General features: G+C 67.8%; 21 protein-coding genes and 1 riboswitch. Of the genes, 9 read left to right on the top strand and 12 right to left on the bottom strand.

What is annotated here, in order from left to right:
- Positions 1-13: 13 nt before the first annotated feature.
- Positions 14-973: a branched-chain amino acid transaminase gene (locus tag DNA98_RS03065; RefSeq protein ID WP_110525593.1), complete on the top strand. Its 960-nt coding sequence runs from the start codon at positions 14-16 to the stop codon at positions 971-973.
- Between the two features lie 220 nt (positions 974-1,193).
- Complete coding sequence (locus DNA98_RS03060; protein WP_110525590.1) at positions 1,194-2,189, top strand: LacI family DNA-binding transcriptional regulator; 996 nt, start codon at positions 1,194-1,196, stop codon at positions 2,187-2,189.
- A 75-nt stretch (positions 2,190-2,264) separates the two neighbouring features.
- Here the strand turns inward: DNA98_RS03060 and DNA98_RS03055 are convergent, their stop codons facing one another.
- The 3 genes from DNA98_RS03055 to DNA98_RS03045 all read right to left on the bottom strand — a co-directional run bounded on the left by DNA98_RS03055 (position 2,265) and on the right by DNA98_RS03045 (position 4,902).
- Positions 2,265-2,534 carry a hypothetical protein gene (locus DNA98_RS03055; RefSeq protein ID WP_110525587.1) on the bottom strand — a complete coding sequence of 90 codons (270 nt, stop codon included), beginning with the start codon at positions 2,532-2,534 and terminating at the stop codon, positions 2,265-2,267.
- A gap of 12 nt (positions 2,535-2,546) precedes the next feature.
- The gene (locus tag DNA98_RS03050; protein ID WP_110525582.1) at positions 2,547-2,969 is read right to left on the bottom strand and encodes a hypothetical protein; all 423 of its coding nucleotides are present in this window, start codon (positions 2,967-2,969) and stop codon (positions 2,547-2,549) included.
- Positions 2,970-3,084: 115 nt separating this feature from the next.
- Positions 3,085-4,902, bottom strand: coding sequence for a menaquinone biosynthesis decarboxylase (locus DNA98_RS03045; protein ID WP_110525578.1), 1,818 nt, complete (start codon positions 4,900-4,902; stop codon positions 3,085-3,087).
- Positions 4,903-4,988: 86 nt separating this feature from the next.
- On the opposite strand from DNA98_RS03045, the gene DNA98_RS03040 reads away from it, so the two are divergent.
- Entirely contained in the window at positions 4,989-5,480 is a 492-nt protein-coding gene (locus tag DNA98_RS03040) for a YbhB/YbcL family Raf kinase inhibitor-like protein (protein WP_110525575.1), read from the top strand.
- On the opposite strand, the gene DNA98_RS03035 is transcribed toward DNA98_RS03040, so the two are convergent.
- Positions 5,477-5,803 carry a YraN family protein gene (locus DNA98_RS03035; RefSeq protein ID WP_110526487.1) on the bottom strand — a complete coding sequence of 109 codons (327 nt, stop codon included), beginning with the start codon at positions 5,801-5,803 and terminating at the stop codon, positions 5,477-5,479. The two genes, DNA98_RS03040 and DNA98_RS03035, sit on opposite strands and share 4 nt — an antisense overlap.
- Positions 5,804-5,834: 31 nt before the next feature.
- Here DNA98_RS03035 and DNA98_RS03030 point away from each other — a divergent pair, with 31 nt between their 5' ends.
- Together DNA98_RS03030 and coaBC are read left to right on the top strand one after the other, a co-directional pair.
- The gene (locus DNA98_RS03030) at positions 5,835-6,599 is read left to right on the top strand and encodes a type III pantothenate kinase (RefSeq protein ID WP_110525572.1); all 765 of its coding nucleotides are present in this window, start codon (positions 5,835-5,837) and stop codon (positions 6,597-6,599) included.
- Positions 6,596-7,819 carry a bifunctional phosphopantothenoylcysteine decarboxylase/phosphopantothenate--cysteine ligase CoaBC gene (gene coaBC / locus DNA98_RS03025; RefSeq protein ID WP_110525569.1) on the top strand — a complete coding sequence of 408 codons (1,224 nt, stop codon included), beginning with the start codon at positions 6,596-6,598 and terminating at the stop codon, positions 7,817-7,819. The genes DNA98_RS03030 and coaBC overlap by 4 nt, the downstream gene beginning before the upstream one ends.
- A 366-nt stretch (positions 7,820-8,185) precedes the next feature.
- Here coaBC and thiD read toward each other — a convergent pair whose 3' ends face one another.
- The 7 genes from thiD to DNA98_RS02990 all read right to left on the bottom strand — a co-directional run bounded on the left by thiD (position 8,186) and on the right by DNA98_RS02990 (position 14,743).
- A complete protein-coding gene (gene thiD, locus DNA98_RS03020) occupies positions 8,186-8,977 on the bottom strand; it encodes a bifunctional hydroxymethylpyrimidine kinase/phosphomethylpyrimidine kinase (protein ID WP_110526484.1) in 792 nt (263 codons plus the stop codon).
- A gap of 57 nt (positions 8,978-9,034) precedes the next feature.
- Positions 9,035-10,372, bottom strand: coding sequence for a phosphomethylpyrimidine synthase ThiC (thiC, locus tag DNA98_RS03015; RefSeq protein WP_110525566.1), 1,338 nt, complete (start codon positions 10,370-10,372; stop codon positions 9,035-9,037).
- A gap of 12 nt (positions 10,373-10,384) precedes the next feature.
- Positions 10,385-11,392, bottom strand: coding sequence for an FAD-dependent oxidoreductase (locus DNA98_RS03010; protein ID WP_110525563.1), 1,008 nt, complete (start codon positions 11,390-11,392; stop codon positions 10,385-10,387).
- Complete coding sequence (locus DNA98_RS03005; RefSeq protein ID WP_110525560.1) at positions 11,389-12,186, bottom strand: thiazole synthase; 798 nt, start codon at positions 12,184-12,186, stop codon at positions 11,389-11,391. The genes DNA98_RS03010 and DNA98_RS03005 overlap by 4 nt, the downstream gene beginning before the upstream one ends.
- Positions 12,187-12,188: 2 nt before the next feature.
- Positions 12,189-12,395, bottom strand: a complete 207-nt coding sequence (gene thiS, locus DNA98_RS03000; protein WP_110525557.1) for a sulfur carrier protein ThiS — start codon at positions 12,393-12,395, stop codon at positions 12,189-12,191.
- Positions 12,382-13,038 carry a thiamine phosphate synthase gene (thiE, locus tag DNA98_RS02995; protein ID WP_110525554.1) on the bottom strand — a complete coding sequence of 219 codons (657 nt, stop codon included), beginning with the start codon at positions 13,036-13,038 and terminating at the stop codon, positions 12,382-12,384. Before thiE ends, thiS begins: the two co-directional genes overlap by 14 nt.
- A 58-nt stretch (positions 13,039-13,096) precedes the next feature.
- Positions 13,097-13,203: riboswitch (TPP riboswitch) on the bottom strand.
- A 37-nt stretch (positions 13,204-13,240) separates the two neighbouring features.
- Positions 13,241-14,743 carry a PASTA domain-containing protein gene (locus tag DNA98_RS02990; RefSeq protein ID WP_110525551.1) on the bottom strand — a complete coding sequence of 501 codons (1,503 nt, stop codon included), beginning with the start codon at positions 14,741-14,743 and terminating at the stop codon, positions 13,241-13,243.
- 86 nt (positions 14,744-14,829) lie between these two features.
- On the opposite strand from DNA98_RS02990, the gene DNA98_RS02985 reads away from it, so the two are divergent.
- Positions 14,830-16,014, top strand: a complete 1,185-nt coding sequence (locus DNA98_RS02985; protein ID WP_110525548.1) for an acyl-CoA dehydrogenase family protein — start codon at positions 14,830-14,832, stop codon at positions 16,012-16,014.
- 56 nt (positions 16,015-16,070) lie between these two features.
- A complete protein-coding gene (locus DNA98_RS02980; protein ID WP_158531594.1) occupies positions 16,071-16,859 on the top strand; it encodes a DUF692 family multinuclear iron-containing protein in 789 nt (262 codons plus the stop codon).
- Between the two features lie 157 nt (positions 16,860-17,016).
- Here DNA98_RS02980 and ilvA read toward each other — a convergent pair whose 3' ends face one another.
- Positions 17,017-18,249 carry a threonine ammonia-lyase gene (gene ilvA, locus DNA98_RS02975; RefSeq protein WP_110525541.1) on the bottom strand — a complete coding sequence of 411 codons (1,233 nt, stop codon included), beginning with the start codon at positions 18,247-18,249 and terminating at the stop codon, positions 17,017-17,019.
- A 59-nt stretch (positions 18,250-18,308) separates the two neighbouring features.
- Between ilvA and glp the strand changes: the two genes are divergently transcribed.
- Positions 18,309-19,526: a gephyrin-like molybdotransferase Glp gene (glp, locus tag DNA98_RS02970; RefSeq protein ID WP_110525538.1), complete on the top strand. Its 1,218-nt coding sequence runs from the start codon at positions 18,309-18,311 to the stop codon at positions 19,524-19,526.
- Between the two features lie 199 nt (positions 19,527-19,725).
- Positions 19,726-21,315, top strand: coding sequence for a DEAD/DEAH box helicase (locus DNA98_RS02965; RefSeq protein WP_110525535.1), 1,590 nt, complete (start codon positions 19,726-19,728; stop codon positions 21,313-21,315).
- The last annotated feature ends 176 nt before the right edge of the window (positions 21,316-21,491 follow it).

Below are 21,491 nucleotides of genomic sequence, written 5' to 3'. Positions count from 1 at the left end.
AAGCGAGGAGGATATGGCAACCGAACCCAAAGCTAAATCTATCGGCGGAGACAGCCGGATCAAAGCCGGGCTGATCTGGATGAACGGCCAGATGGTGCCCCAGGAGGAGGCGAAGGTGAGCGTGTTGACCCACGCCCTACACTACGGCACCAGCGTCTTCGAGGGCATCCGGGCTTACGACACCCCCAAGGGGCCGGCCGTCTTCCGTCTCCCTGAGCACGTGGAGCGCCTGTTCCACTCGGCCAAGGTGCTGATGATGGAGATCCCCTTCACCCCCCGAGAAATCGCCGAGGCGGTCAAACGGGTAGTGCGGGAAAACGCCTATACAAGCTGCTACATCCGCCCGCTGGCTTGGATGGGGGCCCATACCCTAGGGGTGAACCCCCTGCCCAACAACCCTGCCGAGGTGATGGTGGCGGCTTGGGAGTGGGGTACTTATTTGGGCGATGAGGCCGTGAAGAAGGGGGCCCGCCTGATTACCTCCTCTTGGGCCCGTTTCCCCGCCAATGTGATGCCGGGTAAGGCCAAGATCGGGGGGAACTACGTCAACTCCGCCTTGGCCCGCATCGAGGCGCAGCAGCGAGGGGCCGACGAAGCGCTATTGCTGGACAAAGAGGGTTTCGTGGCGGAGGGCTCGGGAGAGAACCTCTTCTTCTTCAAGGGCAACACCTTGTACGCCATCGAACACTCGGTGAACCTGATGGGCATCACCCGCGACTCGGTGATGGTCATCGCCCGCGATCTGGGCTATGAGGTGCGCGAGTGCAGGGCCACCCGAGACCAGCTCTACATGGCCGACGAGGTATTCATGGTGGGTACGGCGGCGGAAATTACCCCGGTTTCCTACTTAGACCACCGCGCTATTGGCGAGGGGATGGCTGGGGAGCACACCATGCGGCTGCGCAGGGCTTACCTCGAGGCCGTTCAGGGGCGAAACTCCAAGTACGAGGCCTGGCTGAGCTACGTCAATTGAAATCGCATCCCCGGGGCCCCCGCCGGCAAGATCATCGAATGACAAAGCGCCGGGGCCCCGAAAACCGGCTTGTTGGCAAAAGCCCATCTGCGGGTGGGGTTTACACGGCGCGCCCATCCGCGGACGGGCGGGGGTGCTCCCCTAAACCCGGTCACGCCGACGGATTGTGTAGCCGCTCCACCCGATAAAAACGTTTAACTATCCTTCCTGATGAGGAACCATGGCCACGATCAAGGATGTCGCCAAACTGGCCGGGGTTTCCATCGCCACCGTTTCCAATGTGCTCAACGGCAGGCGGTATGTGAGTCCCGAACTGCGCAGCGCGGTGCTGCAAGCCGTCCGCACCCTCGGCTATGTGCCCAACGGGGTCGCCCAAAGCCTGCGCAGCCGTAAGACACAAACCCTAGGCCTTATCGTCCCGGATATCACCAACCCTTTCTTCAATGGACTGGTGCGGGTCCTCGAGCGCTCGGCGCGGGATCGGGGGTACCAGATGCTCCTATCGAACAGCGAGGAGAACGCCGAGCTCGAGTTCGATCTGGCCCTAGCCCTGGCCAGCCGCCAGGTGGACGGCCTTATCGTGATTCCCACCCAGGACTCCCCCGAGTATCTGCGCAAGCTCAAGGCCGATGGGCTGCCGGTGGTGCTGCTAGACCGCATCGGTGGGGAAGACGACTTAGACCGGGTGGGGGTGGATAACTTCCAAGCAGCGCGGGTCGGCACCGAGTTCTTGATCCGGCAGGGACACCGCGAGATCCTGCTCTTGGTGAGCACCCTCGAGCTTTCCAACATCCGCGACCGGGTCGAAGGATACCGCCAGGCGCTCGCTGCGGCAGGGATCCCCCAAGACCCCCGGTGGGTCGTCGAATGCGGCAAGGACGCTCCCTCGCTGGAAGCCGTGCTCGAGGCCATCCGGCAACGGCGGCCCACGGCCATCTTCGCCAGCACCAACCGGCTTAGCCTGTTAGCCATCCAGGCCATCCGCCGCCTCAAGCTGGGGTTCCCCGAGGAAATCTCCCTGCTGGGCTTTGATGATTTCGAGTGGAGCACCCTGCTCGAGCCCTACCTGAGCGCGGTGGTTCAACCCATCGAGGCGTTGGGCTTCCAGGCCGCCCAGATCCTGCTGGATAGGCTCAAAGGGGATACCAGTCCGCCCAAGCGGGTGCTCTTGGCTTGCGATCTGGCAGGGCGCCAATCGGTGCGAAGGATAGGATAGGAGCCACGGCCTGTCCCCACAGAACGCTTGGGGTGGGGTTCATGAAAACCCTATCGAGCGGACGGCGAGGATCGTTCAGCGCCACTCCTCAGGGATTGCGTCTTCCTCCACCAGAAAATCCACCCCGCTGCCCCCGCGAGAAGGTGGATCCTCCTCGGGCTGAGCCCGCCCGCTTTTGGCAAGCTGGAAGAGGGTTTGGATGACGTACTGCTGTACCCGGCGCAAGGGGAGGGCGTCGGCCTGTAGCTCGGGCCGGTGCAGCCGTAGGAAGGCCCGGTGAAAGCGCGGCAGTTCGTTCAGGTCAATGCGGGATTCCACTTCCGACCAACGAACGCGGCGGCTCATAATCCCTAGCGTTTACTTGGCTTTCCCGAAGGCATACACCAGCTCGTCGCCCTTGCGCACTACGAAGAGCACGGCGGGTTTTCCGCTGGCGTCGCTCAGGTTGTAGCGGGTCTGCACCTCGCCGTTCACGCTGCGCTCTTGTTGGCCCTCGAGCAGGTACCCGGCGGCGGCGAAGCTCGTCAGGACTTGCTGGATGAAGGCCGGTTGCAATCGGGCCGCTACCCCTTTGGCGGCGAATACCTCCAGGTTGAACTTGGCCGCATCGGGCATCCGGGCCAGGATCAGCTCGCTTCCCTTCCCGGCCCGGTAGGAGCCCGTGGGGAGCCGCACCGAGGCGTCGAGGCTAGAGGAGATGGCCGCCACCGTGGTGACTTCCACCAGGGTTTGGGCGAAGGCCGGGAGGCTTAAGAGGAGCAGGACCAGGAGTCTGTGCATGGCTCGAGGATATCCCCAGCGGGCCTCTAGGCCGGTGAGATTCGTACGCCAACCCCGGAGCATTGGGCTTCACCGACGGCGTACGCCAAACGCAGGAGGTCGTCCCCTCCTAGCGTTAGTCGGCGGCGACTGCATCCCCAAACCGGGGTAAGCCCAGCTTCTCCCACCGCTCGTCCACCCGCCGCACCACCTCCGGGCTCATGGTGATCTTTTGCGGCCAGGCCCGGGCGAATCCCTCCTCGGCCAGCTTGCGCGTGCCGTCCAGCACCAGCACCGGCCCGCTCGCCCCCTCCATCACCCAGCTATCCCGCTCGGGGTCGATGTTGTTCAGCACCGCCCAGAGGAGCTCGTCGGGCTCCAGGCGGGTGTCGGCGTCGGTGAGCAGGAGAAGGCGGATCCCTGCGCTTTGGGGGGTGGCGAGCAGGGTTTCTGCCAGCGCCTTGGCCTGCCCCGCCCGGGTTTTCTCCAGGGTCGCGGCCCACACCCCCGGCCACTGGGCCTGCCGCACCCCCGGCAAGGTGGGCAGGTCACGATGGGCCAGCGGGGTAAAGGGCACTTCCCCTCCTTCTTCCTCGAGCTTCCTCGTACCGTCGATGATCAGCTTTCCTCCGTAGCCCACCGCGCGCGAGGAGTGATCGAGGACATCCATGGGGCCACGGAAGACCAGCGTGTCCCGCCCCGGCAGGGCGTGTCGAAGGGCCTCGAGGAGGGCCGGGAAGCCGGGTTTGAGCGCTTGGCCCTTATCCAGCACCACCATCACCTTGGCGAACATCATCTGCCCCAGCCCCAGCAGGCCGCCCGCGACCTTGTAGGCCTGTCCCGGATAGCGCTTTTCGATGGCGACGTTGACCCAGTTGTGGGCGATGCCCGCCGGGGGCAGGTGGTAGTCGGCGATCTCGGGAAGGATGAGCCGGGCGGCGGGCAAAAAAAGCCGCTCGCTGGCCTCGATCAGGTAGGCATCCTCCATCGGCGGGCGGCCCACGATGGTGGCCGGATAGATGGCGTTTCTGCGGTGGGTGATGGCGGTGACGTGAAAGCGGGGGTAGAGGTCTTCGAGGGTATAAAACCCGGTGTGGTCGCCAAAAGGCCCTTCCACCACGAGGTCTTCGGCGGGATCTACGTAGCCCTCGAGGATGAACTCGGCCTCGGCGGGGACGGGCAAGTCCACCGTGACGCCCCGCGCCAGCTCGAGCGGAGCCCCGCGCAAAAACCCGGCCAGGTTGAATTCGTTGACGCCAGGGATGGGCGGGATGGGGGCGGTGGCGGCGTAGGTCAGGATGGGGTCGCCGCCCAGGGCGACCGCGACCTCGAGGCGCTTCCCTAGCCGCTTCGCGGCGTCAAAATGCCTGCGCCCGACCTTGTGCAACTGCCAGTGCATGGCGGTGCTTCGCTTGTCCAGCACCTGCATCCGGTACATGCCCAGGTTGAGCTCGCCGCTGCCCCCGGGGTCCTTGGTGATCACCAAGGGCAGCGTGATGAAAGGCCCGCCGTCGAGCGGCCAGCACTTGAGCACGGGGAGCCTCGAGAGGTCCACCGCCTCACCCCTTAGCACCACCTCCTGCACCGGAGCCCGCGAGACCCGCCGGGGGAAGAAGCCTTTGAGCTGGCCCAGCTTGGGCAAGAGCGAGAGCGCCGCCTTCAGGCCGCCCTTGCCGGGGTTGAGCTCCAGCAGCTCGGCGACCTTTTCCGCCAGGGCATCCAGGTGGGGCACCCCCAACGCGCGGGCGGCGCGCGGAGCGGTTCCGTAAAGCCCGATCGCCAGGGGGAAGTCCTTTCCCTCTACGCATTCGAACAAGACTGCCGGGCCTTCCCTTTTCACCAGCCGATCGGCGATCTCGGTGATCTCGAGTTCCGCCGAGACCGGCTCCCTTACCCGCACCAGTTCGCCGCGGCGCTCGAGGTCGGCTAGATAGGCCTGGAGGTTCCTATACATCGCCTATAAGGTTAGCGCGAGATTTCACGGGCGATTGTAGGGCGGCGGTCCCTGCTTTCACGGCCCGTTCACCGATACCGGGTTAAGTGGCCCACGTGGTGATGACGTTGGGGGTTTTGGCCTTGGCCCTGGCCCAGGGGGGGTTCCGGCTCGCGCTTCCCGGCTTGGCCCCCCAAGCCCCGCTTCGCTCGGTGTGCGAGGGGCGGAATGTCAGCCCGGCGGTGGTCCCGCTCGAGGTGCCCGCCCGCACCCAAAGCTTGGCCTTGATCTTCTGGGACTCGCTCAGGGGCACCCTCATCGCCCGCTGGCTGGTCTACGACATCCCTCCCGCGGCGCGACTCTCCCCCGGGCTGCCCCGCACGGCTTTGCTGGCCCATGGCGTCAAGCAAGGCCAAAATGGCTTGGGGCGGCTCGGCTACGACGCCCCGTGCCAGCCAGGGGTGTACCAGCTCGACCTGTACGCCTTGGACGTGCCTTCGCTGGGTTTGCCCCCTGGGGCCACGCTGCGCGAGGTTAAAGCGGCGATCCAGCGGCACCGCCTGGCGGAGGCGATCCAGAAGGTCCGGCTCCAGCGCTAGTCCAGCCTGAGGTGCTCGAGGCGGTACTGCCGGGGGGTACCGTACACGAGCACCGCCTCCAGCCGCACCATCACATCGTCGCGGCGCAGGAGGTAGAGCACCGACCGGCGCATCCGCTCGAGCTTGGCCGGGGTGATGGCCTCCAGGGGCGTACCAAAGCGCCCGTCCTTCCTCTGCTTGACCTCCACCGCTACGTAGACGGGGCCATCTTGCATCCATAGGTCAAGCTCGCCGTAGGGGGTGCGCCGGTTCTGTCCGAGCAGCGCGTAGCCTTGGGCTAGCAGGTACTCCTTGGCCAAGGTTTCGGCCCAGGCACCTCTCACGGCTTCCAGCATACGGTGTAACGTAGTGTCTATGCTGCTGGCCATCGACATCGGCAACACCAACATCACGTTGGGCCTGTACCGGGGCGAGGAGCTGGGGCCGCGTTGGCGCATCGCCAGCGATCCCCAGCGGATGCCCGACGAGTACGGCATCCTCCTGCTCAACCTGCTGGCTTCCAGCGGTCACGCGCCCGCCCAGGTGGAGGCCGCGGTCATGGCCTCGGTGGTGCCGCCCCTGACGGGCACGCTGGTCCAGGCCGTGCAGAGTTATCTGGGGCAGAAGCCTTTGGTGGTGGACTCGAGCGTAAAGACCGGGGTGCGCCTGCGCTACGACGACCCCTCGCAGGTGGGCGCCGACCGCATCGTCGACGCCGCCGCGGTGCACAAGCTCTACGGCGGCCCGGCCTGCGTGGTGGACTTCGGCACCGCCACCACCTTCGACGCCATCACCGCCGAAGGGGATTACCTGGGGGGCGCCATCGCGCCGGGGATCGGGATTGCCTCCGAAGCCCTGTTCCAGCGGGCCGCCAAGCTGCCCAAGGTCGAGCTCAGGCGCCCCCCCGCGGCCATCGGGCGCAACACCGTGCACTCGATGCAGTCGGGGCTCCTGTTCGGCTACGTGGGCTTGGTCGAGGGCATGGTGGCCCGCTTCCGCGCCGAGCTAGGGCCCCAGATGAAGGTCATCGGAACCGGCGGCCTGGCCGAACTCATCGCCCAGGAGACCCCGGTCATCGAGATCATCGCCCCCTGGCTGACCCTCGACGGCCTGCGCATCATCTGGGAGATGAACCGGTGAACCCCCTAGAGGGCAAGCGCATCGTGCTGGGCGTCAGCGGCTCCGTCGCCGCCTACAAGGCCGCCGACCTGGCCAGCAAGCTCACCCAGGCCGGAGCTTCGGTGGACGTGGTGCTGAGTGAGGGGGCCGAGCGCTTCGTCACGCCGCTCACCTTCGCCTCCCTCACCGGGCGCAAGGCCCACACCAGCCTGTGGGAGGGCGAGGCCCACGTGCTCCACGTCGGCCTGGGCGAGGGAGCCGATTTGCTGGTGATCGCCCCTTGCAGCGCCAACACCCTGGCCAAGCTGGCCACCGGCCAGGCCGACAACCTGCTCACCCTGACCGCCCTGGCCGCGCGCTGCCCGGTGCTGGTGGTTCCCGCCATGGACGGGGGCATGTTCGAGCACCCCGCCACCCAGGCCAACCTCGAGACCCTGCGCCAGCGAGGCGTGCAGGTCCTGGGCCCGGCCAGAGGCCGCATGGCTTCGGGCCTGGTGGGGCTGGGGCGGATGCTCGAGCCCGCCGAGATCCTGGGGCACCTCCGCTTGGCCCTGAGCCGGAATGGTCCCCTGGCCGGCAAGCACGTGGTGGTGAGCGCGGGCGGCACCCAGGAGCCCCTCGACCCGGTGCGCTACCTCAGCAACCGCTCCTCGGGCAAGCAGGGCTTCGCCCTGGCCCAGGCCGCGCTGGACCTGGGGGCCAGGGTCAGCCTGGTGGTGGGGGCCACCGCTGCTGCCCTACCCACCCCCACCGGGGCCGAGCGCACCGATGTAGAGACCGCCGCCCAGATGGCCGAGGCCGTCCTGGAGCTCTCGCACGGAGCCGACGTGTTGATCATGGCCGCCGCGGTGGCCGACTTCCGCCCCCGCCAGGTCCAGGCCCACAAGATCAAGAAGGGGGCTTTGCCCCAGATCGAGCTCGAGCACACCCCGGACATCCTGCTGGCCGTGGCCGAGCAGCGCCGGCGGGTGGGCCGCCCGGCGGTGGTGGTGGGTTTCGCCGCCGAGAGCGAGCGGCTGCTGGAAAACGCCCAGGACAAGCTCGAGCGCAAGGGGCTCTCCATGATCGTCGCCAACGACATCAGCGCCCCTGACGCCGGCTTCGCCGTGGACACCAACCGCGTCCTCCTGCTGCTACCGGGCGGGGTGGTCGAGCCCCTGCCGCTCATGACGAAGAGCGAAGTCGCGGAAGCCATCCTGGCACAGGTGGTCGGACTCCTCGCAGAAGTCGCTGGCAGCTAATACCGGATTCAAAAAGATAATCATCCGATCCGAAGAGCCCCGGAGGCTATCTTTTTGAATCCAGAGCACACCCCTCCCTGACGGTCGGCGAAGAAAGCGTATCCCTTCGGTCGGGTTGGTTCGCCACCGTTCGGTGGCGAACCAACCGAATCTGGTATAAGAACGACTCGTGGCCTGTGGCTCGTGGCTAGTGGCATGTGGTTTGCCCCTCCCCGTCCCTCCCCGCGCGCGGGGAGGGTTTATCCCCCCCAGCCCCCCTTGCTAAGGGGGGCAAACAAAGGGCATCTTGCGTCTTGCGTTTGGCGTTTGGCGTTCGGCGTTCGGCGTCTTGCGTTTGGCGTATAGCGTACGACGTACGACCCTCCCTCAGCCATCCGCCTCCGCCCAGTGGTTGAGCGGCCCGATGCCCCGCCCGATGCCTGGGGCCGTCGTGATGGCCTGGCTCACGTAGCGCTTGGCTCGAGCGACCGCTTCGTAGAGCGGGATCCCCTTGGCCAGCAGCGCGGTGATCGCCGCCGAGAGGGTGCAGCCGGTCCCGTGGGTATGGGCCGAGGGGATTTTGCGGGCGGGGAAGAGGTGCAGCGCCTGGCCGTCCCACAGCACGTCGGTGGCCTCCTCTGCGGGGAGGTGGCCGCCCTTGAGCAGCACGGCCCGCGGTCCCAGGCTCCCCAGCAATTGGGCGGCTTCGCGGGCGTCAGCCAGGTCGCGTATGGGCTGGCCCAGCAGGGCCTGGGCCTCGAGCCGGTTGGGGGTCAGCAGCGTGGCCAGGGGGAGCAGGTCGGCCTTGAGGGCCTCGAGGGCTTGTGCCGATAGCAGGGAATCGCCGCTTTTGGCGACCAACACGGGGTCCACCACCAGCGGCAAAGCCGCTTGGGCCAGTAGCGGGGCGATGCTGTGCACAATTGCCGCATCCCCCAAAGCCCCGGTCTTGAGGGCGTGGGCTCCGGGGTCGTGCAGCACGGCTTCTAGCTGGCGTGCGACCAGGGCGGGCTCGAGGGGCACCACCTCCTGCACCCCCAGGGTGTTCTGCACCGTCAGCAGGCTGACCACGCCCATGCCGTAGACCCCGAAGCGGTGGAAGGTCTTGAGGTCGGCCTGGAGGCCGGCGCCGCCGCTGGGGTCGCTGCCGGCGATGGTGAGGGCGATGGGAAAGGGCATCGGGGCCTCCTGGTGTACGGGCACCGCCCGTCCCGAGAGGGGATCGTCCACCGGGGTTCAGGCGGGCTCGAGGGGCGTTTTCGCGGCGAAAGCCGGGTAGTCGCTCAGGCGGGCCTGGCCGCGCAGCACGGCCTCGACCAGGTTCATCGGGCAGAAGGGGCCGCACATGCTGCAGGCCTTGGTCCGGGTGGCGCGGGTTTGGTAGAGCCTGCGGGCTTCCTGGGGGAACAGGCACAGCTCGAACTGGCGCTCCCAGTCGAGGGCGTAGCGGGCCTGGCTCATCTGGCGGTTGCGGAGGAGGGCGGCGGGGTGGCCCCGGGCCACGTCGGCGACGTGGGCGGCGAGTTTGAAGGCGATCACCCCCTCGCGCACCTGCTCGGGCGTGGGCAGGGCCAGGTGCTCGGCCGGGGTGAGGTAGCACAGCAGGTCGGCCCCGTGCCAGCCCGCGACCGCCCCGCCGATGGCCCCCGCGATGTGGTCGAACCCCGCCCCGGTATCGATGGGGAGCATGCCCAGGATGTAGAAGGGCGCGTGGCCGGTGAGCTTCTTCTGCAACTGCACGTTGGCCTGGATCTCGTTCAGCGAGATGTGCCCTGGCCCCTCGACCATGGCCTGTACCCCGGCCCGGCGCGCGCGCTCGACCAGCTCGCCCACCAGCAGCAGTTCCTGGATCTGGGCGCGGTCGGTCGCGTCGGCCAGAGAGCCCGGACGCAGCCCGTCGCCCAGCGAGAGGGTCATGTCGTAGCTACGGGCGATCTCGAGCACGTCGTCGAAGCGTTCCCACAGCGGGTTTTCCTGCTCGTTGCGCAGCATCCAGGCCGCCAGCATCCCGCTCCCCCGCGAGACGATGCCGGTGACCCTCGAGCCGTTGCGGTAGCGGCGCAGGCTCTCCTGGGTCACCCCGGCGTGCACGGTGATGTAATCGACCCCCGAGCGGCCATGCCGCTCGATGACCTCCAGCAGCTCGTCGGCGGTCATGTCGAAGACGCTCTTGCGTCGGGCGGCCTGGAATTCGGCCTCGTAGATGGGTACCGTGCCCAGCGGGACGGTGCTGGCCTTTAGGGTCATCTGGCGGATGCGCTCCAGGTCGCCCCCGGTGGAGAGGTCCATCACGGTGTCCGCGCTCGCTTCGATGGCCACCTGGACCTTCCGCACCTCCTGTTCGGGGTCGGCGAAGTCGTAGGAGGTGCCCAGGTTGGCGTTGACCTTGACCCGCATCCCCTCGCCGATGGCGGTGAAGTGGGTCAGGGTGCGGTGGTTGGGGTTGGCGGGGATGACCACCCGCCCCGCGGCCACCTGCTCCCGCACGAACTGGGGCTCGAGCCCCTCCTGCTCGGCCACGTAGGCCATGGCTTCGGTGACGATGCCCTTGCGGGCGGCTTCCAGTTGGGTCATGTTGGCTCCTTTTTATCGGCGTGTCTTCCAGGACTTCAACACCAGTTCGCGGATGCGGCGGGCGGTGGCCGGGGCCAGCAGGATGCCGTTGCGCCCGTGCCCGGTGGCGGCCAGGATGCCCGGCTCGAGCTGCCCCACCGTGAGGGGGCCCGCCGGGCGGTAACCCCAGCGGCGCTCGAGGACCGCGGCGCCGCGAAGGTGGGGGAAGTGGGTGTCGCGGTAGTGTTGCAGCCAGCGCAGTCCCTCCGCCTCCACGCCCGGCGGCCAGCCCTTGCGCTGGGTGGCCCCCAAATAGACCTGCGCCCCGCGCGGCAAGGCGTAGCCCGCCCCCGCGAACACCGGGCCGGAGGGCGGCGGGGCGGCCAGCAGCAGGGCCTCCCCCTTGAGCGGGCGCACCTCCAGGCCGAAGCGGCCCGACCAGGCCCCGCTGGCGATGACGATCTGGCGGGCCGCGATGCGCCGGGTGGACGATCCCCACGCCGCGCCTTGGCGTGGCGCAGGACGGGTTGCACCCGTACACCAGGCGGACGATCCCCTCTCGGGACGGGCGGTGTCCGTGTACTGGGCAGCGGTGTACACCCAGCCGGGCTCGAGGTGCAGGGCCTCTTCCCTGCATATGGTGCCGCCCAGGCTCACGAAGGCTTTCTGCACGGCGGCCAGCAGCCGCACCGGGTCGAGGTAGCCGCCGGGGTGGGGCTCGAGGCCCCGCAGGGCCTCCCAGCCCCGGAGCGGGGAGCGAACCCCGCTCCAGACGCCACTCAGGACCACGGGCACCTCGATCCCGCTGGCGGCCTCGAGCTCGCGGGCGAGTTCGGGGTAGCCCTCGAGCCCTTCCCGGGCCCACTCCAGCAGCTCCCCGCTAAGGCCCTCGGCGTGGGGGGCCAGCATGCCCGCCGAGGCCCGGGTAGCCTGCCCGGCCTTGCCCGCCTCCAGCAGGGTGACCTCGAGCCCCGCCTGGCCTAGCCGGTAAGCGATGAGGCTGCCGATGAGGCCGCCCCCCACCACCACGACCTCGCTCATAGAGGCTCCTCCGGCTGGGGCAGGGGCACGCCCTGGGTCGAGCTGGAGGGGCTGGCGAAGGCGCGCTGGGGCATGGGGCCGGCCTCGTAAGCCTTGCGTCCCGCCTCGACCGCCTGGCCGAAGGCCGCGGCCATGGCCACGGGGTCCTGGGCCTCGGCGATGGCGGTGTTGACCAGTACCGCGTCGGCCCCCAGCTCCATCGCCCCGGCGGCCTCCGAGGGCCAGCGCAGCCCGGCGTCCACCACCACGGGCGGCAACTGGGCGCGCTGCCGTGCGAAAATTTCTAGCATGGCCCGGTTCCTGAGGCCCTGCCCCGAGCCGATGGGGGCCGCCAGGGGCATCACGGTGGCGCAGCCCAGCCGGGCCAGCCGCTGGGCCAGCACTGGATCGGGGGCGATGTAGGGCAGCACCCTGAAGCCCTCCTGCACCAGGGCTTCGGCGGCGCGGTAGGTCTCGAGGGGGTCGGGCAGCAGGTAGTCGGGGTCGGGGATGACCTCCAGCTTGACCCAGTCGCTCCCCGTGATGGCCCGCCCCAGCCGGGCCAGGCGCAGGGCCTCGAGGGCCGTGCGGGCTCCAGCGGTGTTGGGCAAGAGCCGGTAGCGCCCCCCCTCCAGCGCCTCCAGCAGGCCCGAATGCCCCGCCGCCCCCGCCTCGACGCGCCGGACGGAGACGGTCACCACCTCGGCCCCGGAGGCCTCGAGCGCCTCCCGCATCAGCGCGAAGTCGCGGTACTTGCCCGTGCCCACGAACAGGCGGCTTCTCAGGCGCTGCCCGGCGATCACCAGCTCGCTCACGGCTAGCCTCCCTGCATCATGGCCACGACCTCCACCACGTCCCCCGCCACCAGGGGGCGATCCGGCCAGCGGCCTTTGACCCAGACCTCGTCGTTGAGCATCACCGCGACCGCCTCGGGGCTTATCCCCCGCTGGCGGCACACCGCCTCGACCACCTCGCCCAGGCTCTTCCCCTCGGCCTCCACGGCCTTGCCGTTAATCCACACCATCCAGCCACCTCCGCAGGCGCTTGGCCGCCCCCTCGGGGTCCGGAGCGTCCAGGATGGCCCGCACCACCGCCACCCGGCGGGCCCCGGCCTCCAGCACCTTGGGCAGGGTGTGCTCGTCGATGCCCCCGATGGCGAACCAGGGAACCCGAAGGTTATGCGCTGCCCAACGCACATAATCCAGCCCCGTCGCGGGCCGTCCGGGCTTGGTGGGGGTCTCCCAGACCGGCCCCACCGAAAGGTAGCCCTCGCCCCCCTCGAGCGCGGCCTGCTCGCGCAGGGCCTGTGCGGGTTCGTGGGTGCTGCGGCCGATCCAGCCCGCGAAGAAGCGCCGGGCCTGGGCCACGCTCAGGTCCCCCTGCCCCAGGTGCACCCCGTCGGCTTCCAGCAAGGCCGCCAGGTCGGGGCGGTCGTTGATCACCAGCGGCACCCGATAACGCCCGCACAGCTCCCGCAGCTTCTCGCCGAGCTCGAGGATGGCTTGGGCCTCGCTGCTTTCGCGCAGCGAAACACCCGCCTCAAGGTCCTTGGCCCGCAGCTGCAGCAGCTCGACCCCGCCCTCCAGGGCGGCCTCGAGGCGGTTCAGCAGCTCCGCTTGCGGCTGGCCAGGCCGGGGGCTGGCCACCAAGTACAGCTTGCCTAACAGAAAATCACCTCCCGGACCGGCCAGGGGCCAGGAGGAAAGGGTATGGGTAGGGTTGTGGGGATACTTTCACGGGCTTCCCTCCGCCGGTACTAACCGGATCAGGTTCCAAGGGTTACAGGGCTCGCCCTGTTCTCAGCCCCCGCGGGGGCACCCCTAGCCGATCACCTCGATGCTATTAGACGGCGGAGGGTCGCGTCAAGGTTTATGGGTTGGTCCACTCCTGGTAGAGTTCGCCGTTGACGTACAGCCGGAAGGTAGCGTTGCCCTGTACCGGGACCCCTCCCGCCACCTCGATCCGCCCGCCGGGGGGAAGGGGACCTTCGTAGAGAACCCGTGTCGGCGGGTTGGCGTCGTCCACGGTGAGCCGGACCTGAGCGCCTTCCTGGTCCGAAGGCAGGGTAACGCTGAGGGGGACGTTGCGCACCTCGGCCTGGGGCTCGGGGCGGGAGGAGGGAGCGAAGGGAGAGTTTTGCGGGAGGGAAACGGCGGGCTGGGCCGCCACGGTTAGCCGCACCACGGCATTCTTGTTCATCAGCGTACCGGGGTTGGGCTGCTGGGCGAGCACCTGACCCTCCGGCGCACCCGAGGCCACCCGGGACACCTGGGGCTTCAGCTCGGCGATGTTGAGCAGGTACTGGGCGTCCTCCAGGGTGAGCCCGGTGAGGTCGGGCAGGATGGTGTCGAGGGATGACCGGGGCCCGGTGGAAACCAACAGCCGGACGCTCTCCCCCTGGCGCAGCTCGGTACCGGGGGCGGGCAGGCTGGCCAGCACGGTCCCGGCGGTGGCTTCGGCGGAGACCCGGCTTATCGGCCCCACCACGTAACCGGCGGTCTCCAGGGCCCGCTGGGCGTCCTCGAGCGGGCGGCCTACCAGGGTGGGGACGCTACCTAGCTTGGGGCGGTTGAGGACTAGCTCGAGCCGGCGCCCCGGCTTGACGATGCTGCCCGCCTCGGGGCTTTGCTCGAGGATGGTCTCCTTGGGTTGGCTCTGGTCGCTGCCCTCTACGAACTCTACCCTCAGCCCCATCCCCCGCACCGCCTCCACCGCCTGGCGGGGGGTTTTGCCGTGCAGATCGGGCAGGATGTATTGGGGTGGGTTCAGGTAGCGCTCGGCCCCCAGAAATAGCGCCAGCCCACCCAAGAACATCAGCACCAGCCCCGGAACCCAGGCCGGCCAGTTGAAGCGGTAGTGGCGCGACGAGCGGACTCGGGCCGCATCGCTGCCGGGCGCAGGCGCGGGGGTAACCGCCCGTCCGCCAGGAGCCTCGGACCGGGTGGGGCTGGCTTTGCTACCACCGGCCAGCCCCGCCAGCGGGTTGAGGTCGGCCAGCACCGGCTTGCCGTCTTGTTCACCCAGCTGGAAATCCCTTTCGCTGTAGCCGAAAGGGGAGAGGGCCTCGAGCCAAGGGCCGAGCCGGGTGCGTTTGGGAAGGCGCCCCGGTGAGGGGGCCGCGAGATCTGGCCAGAACACGTAGTAGCGACCCGGTTTGGCGGATATTTCCAGGGCGCTCGGGGTGGCGCCCAGGGCCTCGAGGCGTTTGAGGGCGTTGCGGTAACGGTGAAAGGCGCTTCTCGCTTCGGGGGTATGAACCTCGAACCAATACAAGGTACCCTGGAGCTCCCCCGCCCGCACCCGGTAGGTGCGCAGGAACCCTTGGGTGCCCAAATCTTCCGTCGCGGTGTATTTCCCGTCCAGCAACGCCATCTCCGCGATTATACGGCAGTCCGAGGGTGCGTCTGATCATATGACGTTTTTACAATTTACCAACGAGAAAGTGTTATATTAATTTCATGTTGACCGAAAAAAGCCGCGAGCTGTGGTGGGAGCTAGACGCCGAAGAACGGCAGATCCTGGGGGCGCTGAGCGACTTTCTTAAGGCCGAGGTGGCTCCAGGGGCTGCCGAGCGCGACCGGACGGGGGAGTTCCCTTGGGCGATCGTAAAAAAGCTAGGGGAACTCGGCGTGATGGGGGCCAACGTGCCCGAGGAGTACGGGGGGGCCGGACTCTCTACCCGAGTGTTCGCCCGAATGCTCGAGGAGATCGGCAGCGTGGACGGTTCGTTGGGCCTGACCGTGGCCTCGCATAACTCGCTGTGCACCGGACACATCCTGATCGCCGGAAACGAAGCGCAAAAGCGCGAGTACCTACCCAAACTGGCCACCGCCGAGATGCTGGGGGCCTGGGGCCTCACCGAGCCCGGCAGCGGTTCGGACGCTGCGGCGATGCGCACTCGAGCCCGGGAGACCCCGGAGGGCTTCGTCCTGAACGGTTCCAAGCAGTTCATCACCCAGGGCTCGGTGGCTGGGGTCTACGTAATCAATGCCCGCACCGACCCTGCCCCCAGCGAGGATAAGAAACACCTGGGGCTTTCGGCCTTCGTCTTCTACGGCCCGGTGGAGGGCTTGCGCATAGGCCGCAAGGAAGAGAAGCTGGGCCTGCACTCCTCCGACACCGCGCAACTGCTTTTCGAGGAGCTACACCTAGAGAAAGACGCCTTGCTGGGGGTGCGGGGCAAAGGCTTCTACGATGTGCTGAGGGTTCTCGATGGGGGGCGGATCGGGATCGCCGCGCTCTCGGTGGGGCTGGGCCGGGCCGCGCTCGAGTTCGCCGCCAAGTACGCCCTCGAGCGGGAACAATTCGGCAAGCCCATCGCCGAGTTCCAGGGGGTCTCCTTCAAGCTGGCCGAGATGGCCACCAACTTGGAAGCGGCCCGGCTCCTCTACCTGCGGGCTGCCGAGCTCAAAGACGCTGGCCGACCCTTCTCCGGCGAGGCCGCCCAGGCCAAGATGTTCGCCTCCGAGGTGGCGGTGCGGGCCTGCGACGAGGCCATCCAGATCCTGGGTGGTTACGGCTACATCAAGGAGTACCCGGTCGAGCGTTACTGGCGCGACGCCCGGCTGATGCGCATCGGCGAGGGGACCACCGAGGTGCTCAAGGTCATCATCGCGCGGAACCTGCTGGCCCGCTTCCGCTAGCAACGGTGAGCCCAAACCCTATATCGGGGCGCACCCTGGCGCACCTTAGAGGGGTGGTGCAGCTCGCCGCCAACGCCCTTGCGGAACTGCTGGAGCTACTCAAACGCCCGGTGGTGCCCCTGGATTACCTCAAGTGTCCGCTCTCGCCGAACTCCAGGGCCGAGGTGCGAGCCGCGCGGGCCCATCGCCCGGTGCTGCTACACGGCTGGGGTCCGCCCGGCTACTCGGTGAGCATGGCCCAGGTTCCCGAGCCCGCTCTGCTGCAAGAGCTTGCCCTCTTGAGCGATACCCCCTACCTCTCTGCGCATATCGGCTACGACCCCCGCCAAGACGGCGAGCTGTCCCCTCAGGGCCTGCTGTTGCGGATGCGCCAGAGCGTGGAGGAGCTCCGGCGGCTCACCGGGCTCGAGGTGCTGCTGGAGAACCTCCCTTTCGTGCCCTGGGGGAAACGCCCCCGCTACCTCAGCGACCCCGAGTACATCCGAGAGGTCTTGGAGGCCACCGGGGCCGCATTGCTGCTCGACCTAGCCCACGCCCGGGTGGCCGCCTACCACCGGGGCGAGGAGATAGGGGCGTACCTGGAGCGGATGCCGCTCGAGCAGGCGGTTGAAATCCACGTCTCGGGGCCGCGCCTGGAGGAGCGGGGGTTGCGCGATCGCCACCAGGCGTTGAGCGGGCCTGACTACGAACTGCTCGAGTGGGCAGTGCGCCGCACCCCCCGGCTCAAGATGCTGACCCTGGAGTACCAGGGGAAAAACTCTACCGGAGGACGGGGCGGGCCGGAGGTTTGGCTCGAGCAGCTGGAGCGCTTGGACGCCCTGCGGCACCGGCTCAATCACCGCTGAAAGCGGTTCGCCTAGCGAGCCCGTTGACGAACGGGTTTCGCGGCGTTGCCGCCCCAAGTTGGCCCCTCGGTTACAGCGGATTGCTTTCCGCTTGCCCTTGGCGGAACGCTACTACGCCCTACGGTCGGCGAAACAAACCCCTCGGACGGGGTTCATATCACTCCGGCCAGGCAAACGGCCCTTCCCGCTCTACCGAATATCCGGCTTTGCGCAACAGCTCCACCACCTCGAGCCCGTGGGCCTCGTCGCGCACCTCCAGCACCAGCTCCACCCCTACCTTGCCCAGGGGGGCCAACCACAAAGCCCGGCGGTGAAAGATGTCGATGATGTTAGCCCCGGCTTCGGCTACCTTCTCGACCACCGCAGCTAGGGCTCCGGGGCGGTCTACCACGGCGAGCTTGAGCAGGATGTAGCGGCCTTGGCGCACCAGCACCTGCTCGATGACCCTGGCCAGCAGGTTTCCGTCGATATTCCCGCCGCACAGCACGGTGCAGACCGTATCGGTGGGCTTCAACGCTATCTTCCCGGCGAGCAAGGCGGCCACTCCCGCCGCTCCAGCCCCTTCGACCACCAGCTTGTTCTTCTGCACGCAGTGGACGATGCCCCGGGCGATCTCGTCGTCGGTCACCTCCACCACCTCGTCTACCCGCTCGCGGATGATGGGCAGGGTGAGGTCGCCGGGACGTTTGACCGCGATCCCGTCGGCAATGGTCTGGGCCACGGGTACCGCGATCGGATGTCCGGCCTCGAGGCTCGGCTTCACCGCTGCACAGCCCGCCGCTTGCACCCCCACCACCCGTACCTCCGGCTTGAGGGCCTTGGCCGCGGTGGCGATCCCCGCGATGAGCCCGCCCCCGCCGATGGGAACCACCAGCACCGAGACCTCGGGCAAAGCCTCGAGGATCTCGAGGCCGATGGTGCCCTGCCCGGCCATGATCAGGTAGTCGTTGAAGGCGTGCACCGGGACGTAGCCTTTGCTCTGCTGTAGCTTTTGGGCGATGGCCGCGGCGTCGTCGAAGGAGTGGCCCTCGAGCACCACCTCGGCCCCGTAGCCCTTGGTGGCCATCACCTTGGTGAGGGGAGCGAAGGTCGGCATCACGAGGGTCGCCTTGACCCCGTGCATCTTGGCGGCAAGGGCCACCCCCTGGGCGTGGTTTCCCGCCGAGGGAGCAACGACCCCTCGAGCTTTTTCCTCGGGCGAGAGCTGGCTGATCTTGTTGTAGGCCCCGCGCACTTTGAAGGAGCCGGCTTTTTGTAAGTTTTCGGCCTTGGCATAGACGGGTACCCCCAGCTCATGCGAGAGCGCGGCGTCGTGGAGAAGGGGGGTTTCGTGGATCAGCCCGGCGAGTCGTCTCCGGGCGGCTTGGATGTCGGAGAGTCTAAGGCTCACCCCTTGATTGTATGTCCATCCTCCAGCGTTTCCTGCCCGCAAAGGCCTAATATGAACCCATGCGGCACGACCTCACGGTGGAAGAAGCGCTCGAGGTCATCCTCGAGCAGGCCCCGTCTTTCTGCAAAACCGAGGAGCTTCCCTTGTCCCAGGCCCACGGGCGCATCCTGGCGCAAGACCTCGCCGCCAAGGTTGACCATCCCGACCAGGACGATACCTCCTTGGATGGGTACGCGGCTCGAGCCCAGGACACCCTCACCGCTACCCCGGAAACCCCGGTGCGCTTGCGGGTGATCGGAGAGGCTCCGGCGGGCCAGCCCTTTCCCGGCGAGGTCGGCCCCGGCGAGGCGGTATGGATATTCACCGGAGCCCCCATTCCCAAAGGGGCCGACGCCGTTTTGCGGGTGGAGGACACCCGGCGCGAGGGGGACACGGTGCTGTTTTTCAGGCCTGCCAACCCGGGCGATATCCGCCCCAAGGGTGACGACTTCCGGGCGGGCGAGGTGCTGCTGAACAAGGGCGACCTCCTCACCCCGGGACGGCTGGGGTTATGTGCGGCGATGGGATATCCCAGGGTTGCGGTGTTCGCCCGCCCCAGGGTGGGCATCCTCACCACCGGGGACGAGGTGGTGGAGCCGGGCCAGCCCCTGCCCTACGGCGGGGTCTACAACGCCAACAACTACTCGCTCGCCGCGCTGGTCAGCGAGGCCGGAGGCGAGCCGGTGCTGATGGGCAAGATCCCCGACCAGCCCGAGCGGTTGCGGGAAAAGCTGGAGGGAGTCGGTGGGCTCGATCTCCTGCTCACTACCGGTGGGGTCTCGATGGGCCAGTACGACATCGTGCGGCAGCTCCTCGAGCGCGAGGGGCGGATCCACTTCTGGAAAGTCCGGTTGCAACCCGGCGGGCCGCTGCTGTTTGCCCAGTGGAACGACCTGCCCATCTTCGCCCTACCGGGCAATCCGGTCTCGAGCATGGTCACCTTCTTTCTGTTCGCGCGGCCTTACCTGTTCAAGACCCTCTCCCGCAATGATGCGCCCTACAGCCTGCTCGAGGCGGTCGCGGCCACCCCCTTTAGCCCCCACCCCAGCAAGGTCGCCTACCGGCGCGGGGTGCTCTCCTGGGGGCCGGAGGGTTTGCGGGTCCACACCACCGGCAACCAATCCAGCGGCGTGCTGCGTTCGATGGCGCTGGGGAACGCCCTGGTGGTGCTCGAGGCCGGGGTCGGCGCAGAGGTGGGGCAAAAGGTGCGGGTGATCCCCCTGGGCTTCGTCCTTTAGGTCTTGAATTTCCTGTCGACATCGGTCATACTGGAGAAGTTTTGCCGCCGGGCAGAACATCCCCTTACAAAACCAGCGGGTTTTCGGACGGGGATTGGTGCGCTAACGTGCACTGATGGGCTGAAAACCGTGAATTCCCCGCTTAGGGTTAGCGTGCGCGCGTTCTTTCGGGGTAGCGGTAAAGCCCTGGAGGACTTGCATGGAGTTCAAAGATTTTGCGTTGCGGCCCGAGGTGCTCTCGGCCCTCGAGGCCAAAGGTTTCACCACCCCCACCGCCATTCAGGCGCAGGCTATTCCTCTGGCCTTGGAGGGTAGAGACGTGTTGGGCCAGGCCCGTACGGGCACTGGGAAGACCCTGGCCTTTGCCCTACCTATCGCCCATAGGCTCGAGGCCAGCCGCCAACGTGGGCGGGCGCCCCGCGCCCTCATCCTCACCCCCACCCGTGAGCTGGCCCTCCAGGTCGCGGGCGAGCTGGCCTGGGTGGCGCCACACCTGCACGTGTTGCCCATCTATGGCGGCACCGGGTATGGCGCGCAGGCCGAGGGGCTACGGCGCGGGGCCGACGTGGTGGTGGCCACCCCGGGGCGGGCCATCGACTATCTGGATCAGGGGATCCTGGATCTTTCACGTATCGAGATCGCGGTGCTCGACGAGGCGGACGAGATGCTCTCGATGGGCTTTGAGGAAGATGTGGAAAAGCTGCTGGGGGCGACCCCGGCTTCCCGCCAGACTTTCCTCTTCTCGGCCACCGTGCCCAGCTGGGCCAAGCGCCTGGCGGAGCGCTACATGCGGGATCCCGTCCACGTCAATGTGATCAAGGATGAGCGGGTGAGCTACGAGGAGCTGGCCATACAGGCCCCCTTGCACAACCGCTTGAGCATTCTGGCCGACGTGATCTTTGCCTATGCCCCAGAGCGCGCCATCGTCTTCACCCGTACCAAGGCCGAGGTGGACGACCTGGCCATGGGCTTGCAAGCCCGCGGCATCGGGGCGGCGCCCATTCACGGCGACATGAGCCAGCGCGAACGCGAGCGGGTGCTGAGTCGCTTTCGCGAGGGGAAGGATACCGTGCTGGTCGCCACCGACGTGGCCGCTAGAGGCCTTGATATCCCTGAAGTGGACTTGGTGGTACACTTTCGGCTTCCCGAGAAGGCCGAACCCTATCAGCACCGCTCCGGGCGCACCGGCCGGGCAGGGCGGAGTGGCCAGGTCATCCTGTTGTACGGACCGCGCGAGCGCCGCGAGCTGGAGAACCTCGAGGCCGCCGTCAAGCGCCGCTTCAAGCGGGTCAATCCTCCCACCCCCGAAGAGGTCCAAGAGGCCAAGTGGCAGGGCTTGTTGGCCCGTCTCGCCCGTCAACCCGCTCACGAACGCGCCCCCTGGCGCGAGCTGGCGGATCGGTTGGTCAACGACCGCGAGGCCATCGCCGGGCTGTTGGCTTTCATGCTGGGCACCGTCTCGGCCCCCAGGAGCCTCATCACCGGCGAGGAGGGCCTGGTCACGGTGAAGCTCAGTGGGCCGCGCCTCACGGTTGCGCGGGTGGTGGCAGTGCTCAAGAAGGCCGGAGCGGGCCGGATCGGGCGGATCGTGCTCTCGCAGGACGCTGCGTATCTCGACGTGCAGGCCGACGAACTCGAGTCCATCCAGAAAAACCTGAGCGAGTTCCACCTCTCCCGTGCCCACGAGATCCCGGCGGAAAGCCCCTCGCGCCAGCGCGGCGAGAGCGAAGACCGGGCGCACCGGCGGGAGCGTGCTCCCTCGGAGCGTCGCCGGGTGGTCTCCCGCTAGGTGGCGCATTCTGCTGCGCCCGCGGCGATGTGCGCACTTTTGCCTTCGACCCAGAACCCGCGCTACCAGCGCGTTTGGCGTAAATCGCCCTAGCAGGGAAGGGCGGAGGTGGAGTGGCCATAACCCTGGCATAACGGTCGTCCGCCTCACGGCGCGGGACGCCAAAACCGGCTAAG

The organism is Meiothermus sp. Pnk-1 (genome assembly GCF_003226535.1).
GTDB lineage: Bacteria > Deinococcota > Deinococci > Deinococcales > Thermaceae > Allomeiothermus.
Note: the sequence above shows the minus strand (reverse complement) of the source record. Positions and strands in the feature narration are given on the sequence as shown.